At 73.2% G+C, this 12,130-nt stretch carries 8 protein-coding genes and 3 pseudogenes; 6 read left to right on the forward strand and 5 right to left on the reverse strand.

Annotation, left to right across the window (positions count from 1 at the left end):
- Positions 1-671, forward strand: a pseudogene (locus ACJ73U_RS44125) (hypothetical protein); the annotation flags it as partial.
- Complete coding sequence (locus ACJ73U_RS44130) at positions 668-1,381, forward strand: class F sortase (protein ID WP_407783764.1); 714 nt, start codon at positions 668-670, stop codon at positions 1,379-1,381. The pseudogene ACJ73U_RS44125 and the gene ACJ73U_RS44130, both read left to right, overlap by 4 nt.
- A 55-nt stretch (positions 1,382-1,436) precedes the next feature.
- On the opposite strand, the gene ACJ73U_RS44135 is transcribed toward ACJ73U_RS44130, so the two are convergent.
- A complete protein-coding gene (locus ACJ73U_RS44135; protein WP_407783765.1) occupies positions 1,437-2,285 on the reverse strand; it encodes a TIGR03564 family F420-dependent LLM class oxidoreductase in 849 nt (282 codons plus the stop codon).
- Positions 2,286-2,383: 98 nt separating this feature from the next.
- Here ACJ73U_RS44135 and ACJ73U_RS44140 point away from each other — a divergent pair.
- A pseudogene (locus tag ACJ73U_RS44140) lies at positions 2,384-3,070 on the forward strand (LysR family transcriptional regulator); the annotation flags it as partial.
- A 156-nt stretch (positions 3,071-3,226) separates the two neighbouring features.
- Here ACJ73U_RS44140 and ACJ73U_RS44145 read toward each other — a convergent pair.
- From ACJ73U_RS44145 to ACJ73U_RS44155, 3 genes are all read right to left on the reverse strand, one after another.
- Positions 3,227-3,763 carry a DUF3455 domain-containing protein gene (locus ACJ73U_RS44145; RefSeq protein ID WP_407783771.1) on the reverse strand — a complete coding sequence of 179 codons (537 nt, stop codon included), beginning with the start codon at positions 3,761-3,763 and terminating at the stop codon, positions 3,227-3,229.
- 101 nt (positions 3,764-3,864) lie between these two features.
- A complete protein-coding gene (locus ACJ73U_RS44150; RefSeq protein ID WP_407783766.1) occupies positions 3,865-5,430 on the reverse strand; it encodes a cation acetate symporter in 1,566 nt (521 codons plus the stop codon).
- The gene (locus ACJ73U_RS44155) at positions 5,427-5,843 is read right to left on the reverse strand and encodes a DUF485 domain-containing protein (protein ID WP_407783767.1); all 417 of its coding nucleotides are present in this window, start codon (positions 5,841-5,843) and stop codon (positions 5,427-5,429) included. The genes ACJ73U_RS44150 and ACJ73U_RS44155 overlap by 4 nt, the downstream gene beginning before the upstream one ends.
- A 260-nt stretch (positions 5,844-6,103) precedes the next feature.
- Between ACJ73U_RS44155 and ACJ73U_RS44160 the strand changes: the two genes are divergently transcribed.
- Genes ACJ73U_RS44160 through ACJ73U_RS44170 form a run of 3 tightly spaced genes read left to right on the forward strand, consistent with a single transcriptional unit; the run spans position 6,104 to position 9,947 of the window.
- Positions 6,104-9,037, forward strand: coding sequence for a nitrate- and nitrite sensing domain-containing protein (locus ACJ73U_RS44160; RefSeq protein ID WP_407783768.1), 2,934 nt, complete (start codon positions 6,104-6,106; stop codon positions 9,035-9,037).
- Positions 9,034-9,441, forward strand: a complete 408-nt coding sequence (locus ACJ73U_RS44165) for a roadblock/LC7 domain-containing protein (RefSeq protein WP_407783769.1) — start codon at positions 9,034-9,036, stop codon at positions 9,439-9,441. The genes ACJ73U_RS44160 and ACJ73U_RS44165 overlap by 4 nt, the downstream gene beginning before the upstream one ends.
- A gap of 8 nt (positions 9,442-9,449) precedes the next feature.
- Positions 9,450-9,947 carry a DUF742 domain-containing protein gene (locus ACJ73U_RS44170; RefSeq protein WP_407783770.1) on the forward strand — a complete coding sequence of 166 codons (498 nt, stop codon included), beginning with the start codon at positions 9,450-9,452 and terminating at the stop codon, positions 9,945-9,947.
- A 30-nt stretch (positions 9,948-9,977) separates the two neighbouring features.
- On the opposite strand, the pseudogene ACJ73U_RS44175 reads toward ACJ73U_RS44170, so the two are convergent.
- Positions 9,978-12,130: pseudogene (locus ACJ73U_RS44175) on the reverse strand (type IV secretion protein Rhs); the annotation flags it as partial.

Here is a 12,130-nt window from a genome sequence, read left to right on the forward strand (position 1 = left end):
ACTTCCGGCACATCGCCTACGACGCGCCGTACCACCTGGCCAAGCTCCCGGCCAGCGCGCAGGCCGCCGTGCAGACCCTGACCGCCGACGCCACCGCCAACCGCGGCCCGTGGACGGCCGCCGTGATCGCGCCGACGTCCGCGCAGACCATCGGCGTCGCGGCCGAGTGGGGCATCTCGGTGAAGAACGCGGCCGGCAAGGCCGTGCCGAACGTGCCGGTCACGGTCAACGCCGTCGACGCCACTTTCCCCGACGCGCAGGGCAAAGCGGTGACCACGGGCACGGTCACCACCGGCGCGACCGAGCCGTTCGTCCTCAAGGTCACGCCGACCGGGACGTCCCCGAAGATCGACGTCACGCTCGCCAGCCCCGCCGAGGTGCCGGTCGTGCAGCAGGCCGTCCAGCTCGACACGCAGCGCATCGTGAGCACCGGCGGGGAGAAGCAGCTGGCCGCGAACAACCAGGTGACCGCGTCCCCGCCGCCGACGACCACCACGCCGCCGCAGGTGCCCAGCGCGATCCCGGCCGGCGGCTCGCCCAACGTGCCGGTCGCCCAGGCCGCGATGGAGAGCTCGCTGTCCGGCGGCGCGATCGCCGGCATCCTCGGCGTGCTCGTGCTGGCCGGGCTGGTGCTGTGGCAGCTGGTGCTGCGCAAGCGCGAGCGGGTGTGACCGTGGCGGGCCGGCACCGCAGACGCCACCGGGGGTTGCGGCGTGCCGCCGCGCCGGCCGCCGCTGCCGGCGCGGTCCTGCTCGCCGCGACGGTCGCGATGGCCGCCCCACCGTCGCCGGTCGCGGGCACGCCGTCCCCGGTCGCCCTCGAGTCGGGGAACCGGGCGCTGATCGGCGCCAAACCCACCCCGCGCGCCGCGCCCACCACCGAGGCGCCGCACCCCGCCGCACCCCCGGCGGCATCCCCGGCCGCCACTCCGGAGGCAAGGCCGGCCCAGCCCGACAACACTGTCCGGCTCGCCCGCGGCGGCACCGCCACGCTGGTGCCCATGGAGGTCGTCAACGGGGTGCTGCCGGTGCCCGAGGGCGTCCGGCAGGCCGCGTGGTGGGGCGCCGCGCTCGACGCGTCCACCGGCGCGACGGTGCTCGCCGGGCACGTGAACTGGCACGGCGCGACCGGACCGTTCGCCGAGCTGTGGCAGGCCGCCGTCGGCGACACGGTGACGGTCGTGGACAAGGACGGCCGGGTGTACCGCTTCCAGGTGCGGCAGCTGGTGACCGTCCACAAGGACCAGCTGCCGGGCCGCGCGCAGGAACTGTTCGGCCAGGACGGCGGGCACCGCCTGGCGCTCGTCACCTGCGGCGGCCGCTGGGTCGGCGGCCACGACGGCTACGAGGAGAACCGCGTGGTCATCGCCGAGCCCGTCTGACCCCGCGGCGCCGGCCGCGCACCGGCGCACGTCCTCCTCGCGAGGGAGGCGCCCTTCACCGCGGGGCCACGACGTCCAGGAGGCGGACCCGCTCGGCCGGCGTCCCGACCGGCATGACGATCAGGTCGGTCACGCCCGCGTCGCGGAACCGCTCGACCTCGCGGCGCACGGTGTCCTCGTCACCCGCGATCACGGTGTCCGCCGGGCCGGCGAGGCTGCCGCGGTCGAGCATGGCCCGATAGGCCGGCAGTTCCGCGGCCGCCCCGTACCGCGCGGCGACCGACGCCCGCATCCCGTCCGGGTCGCTGGTGACGGCCGCCATCACCAGGACCACCACCCGGCCGGTGCCGATGCGGGGGACCACGTAGTCGGCGACCGTGCCGGGACGCACCCACGTCACGATCGTGCCGTCGGCCAGGTCGCGGGCGATGCCGAGCATCCTCGGCCCCAGTGCGGCGACCAGCACCGGCGGCGGGGGCGCGGACACGGCCAGCCGGTGGTCGACCGTGAAGAACTCGCCGCTGTGGCGGACGTGCTCGCCACGCAGCAGCGGCCGCAGCACCTCCAGGTACTCGCGGGTGTGGCTGGCGGGCCTGGTGTACGGGATGCCCCACCAGCCGGTGATGACGAGCTCGTGCGACGGGCCGATGCCGAGGGTCAGCCGGCCGCCGGTGAGTGCCTGCACGGTCAGCGCCTCGGTCGCCAGCGCGACCGGGTGGCTCGGGTAGGTCGGGACGACCGCGGTGCCCAGCTCGCGCGGGCCCTCGGGCAGGGCGGTGAGCACGGTCAGCGGGTCCCAGCCACCGGGTTGCCAGTTGGTCCAGGCGCTGTCGAACCGGGGGTCCGCGGCGGACCGCAGCGCGGCGATGTCGCCGAGGGCGATGAGGTGGAGGCCGATACGCATGGTGCCGAGTCCACCGCGTCCGCCGCGGCCGAGCGAGGTCCAGTCGCCATGTGCGGTAATAAGGAATCGTGATCGAGCTGCGGGCACTCAGGTACTTCGTGACGGTCGCCGAGGAGCTGCACTTCGGGCGGGCGGCCGAACGGCTCGCCATCGCGCAGCCGGCGGTCAGCCAGCAGGTGGCGCGGCTGGAGCGCGAGCTGGGGGTCCGGCTGCTGGACCGCTCCCCGCGCACGGTGCGCCTGACCGAGGCCGGCCGCCGGGTGCTCGAGGCCGCGCACGACGCGCTCGCGGCGGTCGAACGGGTGCGCGACGCCGCCGGTCAGCTGACTGGACGGGTGCGCATCGGCACCGCGCCGGGGCTCACGACCCGGCTCGAACGCGGGATCGACGCGTTGCGCACCCACAACCCGGGGCTCGAGGTGGTGCTGGTCGACCTGCCGGTGCGGGAGCGGTTGGCGGCCGTGCGGCGCGGCGAGCTGGACCTGGCGCTCGTGCGCGGCGAGGTGTCGGCACGCGGGTTGCGGGCGTTGCCGGCGTGGTCGGAGCCGTTGCACGCGGTGGTGTCCACCGCTCACCCGGCCGGCCGGCGTGACACGGTGACACTCGACGAGCTGGCGGACACCGCGCTGCGCATGCCGCCCCGCCACTGCGACCGGCCGCTGTACGACGCGGTCCTGCGTGCGGTCGGGACGCGGCCGCGACTGGGCCGTCCCGCCGGCACGATCCAGGACACGCTGGTGGAGGTGGGCGCGGACCGGGACAGCTGGGCACTGCTCCCGGCCGACCTGATCGCCGGCCGGGAGACGACTCGAGTGCGGGCGATCCCCTTCGACCCGCCGGTCTCGGTGGTGGGCACCGTCGTCATCCCGGACGGCGGCGCCTCCCACCGCTGCGTGGAAGCACACGGTCGCCGCCTTCCGGGATCCGACTGCGTGTTCGTCCTAGCTCGCTACCCAGAAGGCGTAGTCCGCGGTGTACGGGACCGATGCCGTGGTGCCGTCCGTGCAGGTGGTGGTTGGGGCGACGCCGCCGGTGGTGTCGAGGCGCTGCACGTACGTGACGGCGGCGAGGGTGCCCGGGCCGCGGTTGCCGGTGGCCTTGAGCAGCAGCTGCGGGATCGCGTTGGGCACCGGGGAGTTGGCCGCCGCGGTGGCGGTCACCGAGCTGCCGTCGCGCACGTCCGTCCACACCGGGCCCTTGGTGTGGAGGACCTCGGCCACGCCGTGGTTGCGCAGGATGGCGTCCGGCTGAACGAAGACCCACGCCCCGGCGGTGCACTGGTAGGTCTGCACCCCGCGCGCCGGCATGAGGGCGATCCTCCTGTTGCCGTCGGGCACCTTGATCACGTCCGGGACGGGCTCCCGGTGCGCGGCCGACGCGACCGGCGCGGCCCCCACCGCACCGGCCGTACTGGCCGCTCCCCCGAGGCCGACCGCCACCATCGCGGTGACGGCCAGGCCAACCATGACTCGACTCATGTGTACGCACTCCAGATTCGGGTTCGTGCCGGCGGTCTTACCGGCACGCCCCACACACGCGTGGCCCGAGTGGGCGCGTTCACGCCGTTACTGTTCTGTGACTAGGCGCCGATTCCGGTCACCGCGCGGACCTCCAGCTCGTCGGACCGCGCCTCGTCGGCGCGGTCGCGGCTGAACAGCGTGCCCGCCAGGCCGAGCAGGAACGACAGCGGGATCGACACGATCCCGGGGTTGTTCAGCGGGAACAGGTGGAAGTCCACGCCCTTGACGATCGAGTTCGCGCCACCGGAGAACACCGGCGAGAACACGATCAACACCAGGCACGACGCCAGGCCGCCGTACATCGAGAACAACGAGCCGGTCGTGTTGAACCGCCGCCAGAACAACGTGTAGAGGATCGTCGGCAGGTTCGCGGACGCGGCGATGGCGAACGCGAGTGCCACCAGCGACGCCACGTTCTGCCCGATCGCCAGGATGCCGCCACCGATCGACAGCAACCCGATCACCACCGCGGTGATGCGCGCGACCCGCAGCTCGGCTCCCGGCGCCGGCCGGCCGTGCTTGAGCACGTTCGCGTACACGTCGTGCGCGAACGAGGCGGACGCCGTCAACGTCAGCCCCGCCACCACCGCGAGGATCGTCGTGAAGGCGACGGCCGCCACGACCGCCAGCAACACCGTCCCGCCGACCGAGAACGCCAGCAGCGGGACCGCCGAGTTCTCCTTGCCGGGCGCGGACATGATCGTCCGCGAGCCGACGACCGCGCTCGCGCCGTAGCCGATGACCAGCGTGCACAGGTAGAACAGGACCATCGTCCACGTCGCCGACAGCACCGACCGGCGGGCCTGCAGTGCGTCGGGCACCGTGTAGAACCGCATCAGCACGTGTGGCAGCGCGCTGGCCCCGAGCACCAGCGCGAGCGACAGCGACACGAAGTCCAGCTTGGTCGTGCCGTCCTTGCCGTACTGCGCGCCCGGCCGCAGTACCTCGTCGCCGAGGGCGTTGTTGTCGGCGGCGCGGTTCAGCAGCGCGGAGACGTCGAACCCGAACTTACCCAGCAGGAACACGGTCAGCAGCAGCACGCAGACCAGCAGCAGGCTCGCCTTGATGATCTGCACCCAGGTGGTGCCCTTCATCCCGCCGACCAGCACGTAGACGATCATGACCGCGCCGACGCCGGCGATGACCAGAGCTTGACCACCGGTGGATCGGACATCCAGGAGCAACGAGACCAGCACGCCAGCACCGGCCATCTGGGCCAGCAGGTAGAACGCCGAGATGACCAGCGTGGAGTTGGCGGCGGCCGCGCGGACGGGCCGCTGCCGCATCCGGAAGCTGACCACGTCCCCCATCGTGAACCGGCCGACGTTGCGGACCCGCTCGGCGAGCAGCAGCAGCGGAATGAGCCACGCGACGAGGAACCCGATCGAGTAGAGAAAGCCGTCGTAACCGTGCACGGCAATGGCACCGGCGATACCGAGGAATGACGCTGCGGAAAGGTAGTCGCCGGACAGTGCGATGCCGTTCTGCACACCGGTGAAGCCGCTGCCGGCCGCATAGTAGTCGGCGGTCGTGGTGTTCCGGCTGCTCGCCCGGTACACCACGAGAAGGGTCACCGCGACGATGGCGAGGAAGATGCCGACGTTGAGCACCGGCTCGCCGGTCATGATCCTTCCCCTCCGGCGAGGCGGCGCAGCTCGGCGACCTCCGGATCGACCTTTGTCCTGGTGAACCTGGCATACCACAACATGATCGCGACCGTGCTGGCGAACTGGGACAGGCCGAGCAACAACCCGACCGTCACACTGCCGAACGCCCGCCGGCCCATGAACTCGGGCGCATAGGCCGCGAGCAGCACATACGTCATGTACCAGGCGAAGAACGACACGCTCGCCGGCAGAATGAACCGGGTCAACCGGCGGCGGACCCGCACGAAAGCGGGATGCTGTCGAATGGCGGCGAAGTCGGGCTCGATGTCGTCGTCGACGGGGAACCCGGCGGAAAAACCGTTTACCAGCGGATCGAAGGCAACGTATTTCTCCGGCTCCGGCGGGCGGGTGAACGCCGACGCTCGAGTCATGGCGGTATTCCCTTCTCAGCGGAGCTTGCGAAAGCGTAACGACCGCGCGCACTTAGTCAAGTCCCCTTTAGGTCCGAAAGTTACGGCATACGGTAAGATCGAGAAAAGGAGTTGCCAAAATTGGTCTGGCAACGGAGAGTGCTCGGTTGGTGGCGTAAACGACGCTTGAACATTGCCGGGAAGCCTCCCTAAATTGACTGGGATTGTCGGGCCGGCCGGGCGTGCCCGAGCACTGAAAGCCGTGGGTGAGGTGCGATCTCGTGAGCTCGGTCGAGACGGGTGGTCTCCACACCGTCAGCCGTCGCGCGACCTGGTGGTCGGCGACGGTCCAGTGGCGCAACTGGCCGCTGCTGGTCAAGTTGGGCATGGTGCTCGTCGTGCCGGTCGTGGGCGCGCTGGTACTCGGCGTACTGCGGGTCAAGGCCGACGTCGAGCTGTCCAGCACCTACCGCGCCACCGAGCGCGTCGCGGTGCTGCGCACGCAGTTCGTCTCGGTGCTCGCCGCCGTCGAGCACGAGCGCGGCGAGGCCCTTCGCGCGGGCGGGCAGCTCGCCCCCGCGGCGAAGGCGACCGACCGGGCCGTGGCCGCCATGAAGGACGCCGTGCGGCGCGACCCGGACCTCGGCGACCCGACCTCCGGCTACGGCGCGCTCGTCCGTGCGCTCGACACGCTGCCCGCGGCCCGCCGCCAGGTGACCTCCGGCGCGGACGGGATGATCGTGCTCAGCGCGTACAACGCCGTGACCAACCCGGTGCTGGAGTACGACCGGTCCCTGGTCGGCCGCTTCCCCGACGAGGACCTGGCCGGCGCCTCGCTCGCGCTGGCCGAGCTGCAGGGCATGAGCGAGCAGGTCGCGCTGCAGCAGGCGATCGGCAGCCTGGCGCTGCGCGACCACGCGCTGCCGGACCTGGCGCGCCAGCTGCTGGTCGAGGCGGACGTCCGGTTGGACGACAAGCTCGACGACTTCCGGTCGCAGGCGCCGCCCGACCTGACGAACCGCTACGAGATGGCCGTCCAGGGCGACAACGCGATCGCCTACCAGCGGCTCGTGGACGCGCTGCGCACCACGGACCCGGCGGCGCTGCCGTTCAACCAGGAGCAGTGGGACCGGCAGTCGAACGCCACGGTCGAGCTGATGAAGGACCTGACCAGGCACGCGGCGACCAGCCTGCGGTCGGACTCCGGCTCGCTGGCGGAGAGCATCAGCAACCGCGCCGGCCTGGAGTCGGTGCTGCTGCTGGCGATGGTGCTGCTGGCGGCTGGCATCGGCGGCGGCGTCGGCCGGTACCTGCTGCGCTCGGTCGGCCAGCTGCGGCGGACCGCGCTGGACGTGGCCCACAAGCAGCTGCCGGCCGCGGTGGCGAGCATCCGCAGGGGCGAGCACGTCGTCCTCGAACCGGTGCCGCTGACCACGACCGAGGAGTTCGGCCAGCTGGCCCGCGCGTTCGACGCGGTGAACGACCAGGCCGTGCGGTCGGCCGAGGAGGAGGCGAGCCTGCGCGGCAAGCTCGCGAACATCTTCACCAACCTGTCCCGGCGCAGCCAGGGGCTCGTGGAGCGGCAGCTGCGCCTCATGGAGCAGCTTGAGCAGCGGACGGACGACCCGGAGCAGCTGGAGAACCTGTTCAAGATCGACCACCTGGCCACCCGGATGCGGCGCAACAACGAGAACCTGATGGTGCTGTCGGGTACGGGCCTGCTGCGCCGGTTCGCGGAGCCGATGCCGCTGCCGGACGTGCTGCGCGCGGCGATCTCCGAGGTCGAGCACTACCAGCGGGCCGTGGTGCGGTCCGTGCCGGACGTGCGGATCGCCGGTTACGCGGCCGGCGACCTGATCCGGTCCATCTCCGAGCTGATCGAGAACGCGACGGCGTTCTCCCCGCCGGACGCCCAGGTCATGATCAGCGGCCGGCTGCTGCAGGACGGCTCGGTCGTGATCGACATCGTCGACCGGGGTGTCAGCATGGGCGAGAAGGAGCTCGCCGAGGCCAACGAGAAGATCGCCGGTGGCGGCGGCGGTGTCGACGTGCCGATCTCGCGGCAGATGGGCCTGTTCGTGGTCGGCCGGCTCACCGCCCGGCACGGGATCCACGTGCGGCTGGTTCCCCGGTCCGAGGGCGGGTTGTGCGCGTCGGTCCTGGTGCCGTCGGGGTTGGTGAACATCGCGGACCCGGGCCAGACGGCCGTGCTCGGGATGCCGCTGGTCGAGCCCGGCCCGGCGATGAACGGGGTGGCCGCGGCCGTTCCCACCGAACCGCCACCGGCCGAACGGACCGGCGAGCCGTGGCTGACGCCCGCCGCCGGGACGACGCCGGTCGAGGGGTCGGGGGCCGGGCGGTCGATGGCGGCGAGCTGGCTGGCGGCGGCGAAGAAGGCCGAATCGGGGGCTGACGGCGAGCCGGGCGGACCTGAGGAACGGGCGGCGACCGGCAACTGGCTCGAGACGGCCCGTGGCGGCGCGCAGGTGCCGGCGCACGCTCCCGCGCCGGACGAGCGAGCGACGGCGGCCGGCTGGCGGGCAGCGGCGCGGCGGGCCGCCGCCGATGAACCGACTCCGCCGGCTGACTCTGACGGCACGGCGGAGCCAGAGGTAAATGGGGCGGCCGGGCGTGGTGAGTGGGCGCTGGGCGCGGCCGAGGCGACCGGCGGTGGCGCCGAGCCGGCGACCACCACGTTCCCCGCGGTCGCTGCCGCCACGCCGGTGCTCGACGGGGACGACGCGCCCACCCAGGTCGGGCTGCCCGCCGTGCGCCGCGCGGAGCCGGCTTCCCTGCCGTACGAGCCGTTCGAGCCCGACGAGGTGGCCAGGCAGCTGGAGTCGGCGGGGATCGCCGTCACGTTGCCGGTGCTGCCGGACGCCGACACACCGGCGTCGATCCTGTTCGCGGACAACACCGTGGGCGACGACGGCGGCGAGGCCATCGTCGGGGACGGTCGGGAGCCGGGGTTCTCGTGGTTGCGGACACGGTCGGGGGCGCGACCGGCCGCGGCGCCGTCGGCCCCGGAGAAGCCGGTCGTGACGGCCGGACCGGCCGGATTGCCCAAACGGGTGCCGAAGGCGCAACTGCGGGGCGCGGCGGCGGGGAAGCCGCCCGCCATGCCCCGGAACGCCGAGAGGGCACGTGGGTTTATGAGCGGCCTCCAGGCGGGCATACGCCAGAGTGAGGACCGCAAAGGGGGGACCGGATCATGACGGGTGCGCAGATAGGGCAGTTCGGCTGGCTGGTGAACAACTTCGCGGACAACGTGCCGGGGGTCGCGCACGCGGTCGTCGTCTCGGTGGACGGGTTGTTGCTGACCGCGTCCAGTCAGCTGCCGATCGACCGCGCGGAGCAGATGGCCGCGATCGCGGCCGGGCTGGTGAGCCTGAACGCCGGCGCGGCGAAGCTGCTCGGCGCGGACGAGGTCGTGCGTGCGGTGGTGGAGATGGACCTCGGCTCACTGCTGTTGACCTCGATCAGGGACGGCTCGTGCCTAGTGGTGCTGGCCGTCCGCGACTGCGACATCGCGCAGGTGGCGTACGAGATGAACGTCCTGGTCGACCAGGTCGGGCAGATCCTCACCCCGCAGCTGCGCGCCGCGCTCGCCGCGGGCTGAGGCGTGCGGTGAGCCCCGACGACGAAGCTGAGTCCACCTTCGCGGACGTGTTCAACGGGCTCATGGGCGGCGGCCCGGCCAGCAGGCGAGCCGGTCGGCAGGCCCGGGAGCCGGCACGGCCCGCGGAGGTGCCGCTGTTCGAGGAGGCACCCCAGGAGGAGAACGCCGCGAGCGTGCGCGCCTACGCGTGGACCGGCGGGCGCGCCAGGCCGAGCGCGCAGCTGGAGATCGAGACGCTCGTCTCGACCACCGGGCGCGCCGAGGAGCTGATGCACACCATGCGCAGCGAGCACCAGTCCGTCGCCCGGCTGTGCCGCCAGACCAGATCGGTCGCGGAGATCGGCGCGCTGCTGTCACTGCCACTCGGCGTGGTCCGCGTGCTCCTCGACGACATGGCCGGGCTCGGCCTGGTGACCGTCCACACCACCCGCCCCACCGGCGACGGCCAGCCGGACCTGGACCTCCTGCGCCGCGTGCTGCGCGGCCTCAGCAACCTCCGCACCTGACGACCGGCCCCGACGAGGCCTGAAGAGCCGTCAGGCGCGGCCCTTTCCCTTGCCACCGCCCGAACCTCCGGCCTCGCCGCCACCGGGGCCACCGCCACTCGCCCAGGGACCGCCGCCGGGGCCGCGGTTGCCGCCGACAGGCCGGCGGCCGTCAAGCTGGTCGAGAATCCACCGCTGCCGAGCCAGGTCGGGCCGAGGACCGGTGCGGGCGGCCTCCCTGGCGAGGAGCAGCTCGGCGGCGTCCGCCCTGGGCGTGCCAGGCCACGTTGCCGCACTCGGCGACCAGCTCGGACGGCGTGCCTGCGGGACTACCGGCGACGTGTCCGGCTCCCACTCCCAGACCGTCGCGACCGCGCCGTCGCGGACCTCCTCGGGGTCGTACGCGTGGACCGTGTCGCCCGCGGGCCTCAGCGGCGTGCCGAGGTGGTGCCGGGGACCGCCGGCGCCGGACCGGCGCGGGTGCTCGGTCGTGCCGGCCGGCGAGTACGCGTAGCTCTCCCGCCGGCCCCGGCCCCGCACGGCCAGGACCCGGCCGGCCAGGTCGTACTCCGAGCGGACCGTGCGGCCGTTGACGGACTCCGCGACGACCCGGCCCAGCGGGTCGTAGGCGAACAGCACCTCGGCGTCGGCGTTGCGGGCCGAGGTGAGCCGACCGGCGGCGTCGTAGGTGAACTCGGCGGTGTTGAGGGCGGAGCCGTTCCGCGCGCGGCGGCGCACGACCCGGCCCAGCTCGTCGCGGTCGAACGCGACGGTCTCGCCGGCGCCGTCGCCGCGCAGCACGAGCTGGCCGGCGGCGTCGTAGCCGTAGCGCGTGGTGCGGCCGTCGTAGTCGGTCTCGCTGACGAGGTTGCCGGCCGGGTCGTAGGTGTAGCGCCAGACCAGGTCCTGCTCGTTGGTCACCGACACCAGCCGCAGCTCGGTGTCGTACACGTAGGACACCCGACCGGCCGGGCCGGTCTCGGCGGCGAGCAGGTCGAAGTGCGCGTACTCGGCGGTGGTGGTCGCGCCGCGCGGGTCGGTGGTCCGGTCGCCGGTTCCGTCGGCGTGCCGGCGCCAGACCGCGCCGTCCGGGTCGGTCCGCGCATGCAGGTCGCCGGCGGCGCCCCAGGTCATCGCGGTCACGCCGCCGAGCGGGTCGGTGATCGTCCTCGGGTGGCCGAGGTCGTCGTAGGCGTAGCGGGTGACGGCGCCGACCGGGTCGGTGATCGCCACGGGCAGGCCGGCCGCGTTGGACTCGACCGTCGTGACGCCGCCGAGCGGGTCGGTCACGGTGGTGACGTTGCCGGCCGCGTCGTAGGTGCAGGTGGTGACCGCGCCGGTCGGGTCCACCGTGCGGACGAGCTTGCCCTGCCGGCTGTACTCGCGGCGCCACACCGCGCCGTCCGGGCCGGTCGTGGCGACCGGCCGGTTCCGCTCGTCGTACTCGTGGACGGCCCTGCCGCCGTCGGGCCGGATGACGGCGGTGACCAGCCCGGCCGTGTTGCGCGCGTAACGCGTGGTGCGGCCCAGCGGGTCGGTGCGGGCGCGGACGCGGCCCCACTCGTCGCGCTCGTAGCGCGTGGTGTTGCCGAGCGGGTCGGTCCGGGCGGACAGGCGCAGGTGGTCGTCGAAGTGGTAGCGGGTGGCGTGGCCGAGTGAGTTGGTGACGGTGGTGGTTCCCTCGGCGTAGGCCAGTGCCGAGTTCAGGTAGCCGTCGGCGCCCTCGGTGCGCACACAGCGGCCCGCGGCGTCGTAGCGGTACCAGCGGCCGCTCCGGTCCTCCCGGCGCACGATCCGGCCGTCGTCGTCGTAGGTGAAGCGGGTCGTCTCGTGCCCGCCGGTGACCTCGACGAGGCGGCGCCCCTCGTAGCGGTACCGCACGAGTTCGGTGCCGCGCAGGCTGATCGCGGTGACCAGGCCGTCCTCGGCGTGCACGTCCAGCCGGTAGCCGCCCGAGTGCTCGATGGCCGTCGGGGTGCCGTCGGCGGCGCGGTGGAAGTCGACGCGGTTGCCGTCACCGTCCACCACGGACGTCAGGTCGGTGTCGAAGTGCAGCACGCGGTCGGTGGTGGGGTCGAGGACGTCGTAGCCGGTTTCGGCCCTGCGCAGCGCGAAGCGGGCGCCGGTGGCGGGGAGGACCTCCTCGTCGGCGAGCGGGACCGGGTAGGTCAGGAGGGTGCCGTCGGCGAGGACCAGGTGCAGGC

The organism is Actinophytocola sp. (genome assembly GCF_045807065.1).
Lineage (GTDB): Bacteria > Actinomycetota > Actinomycetes > Mycobacteriales > Pseudonocardiaceae > Actinophytocola.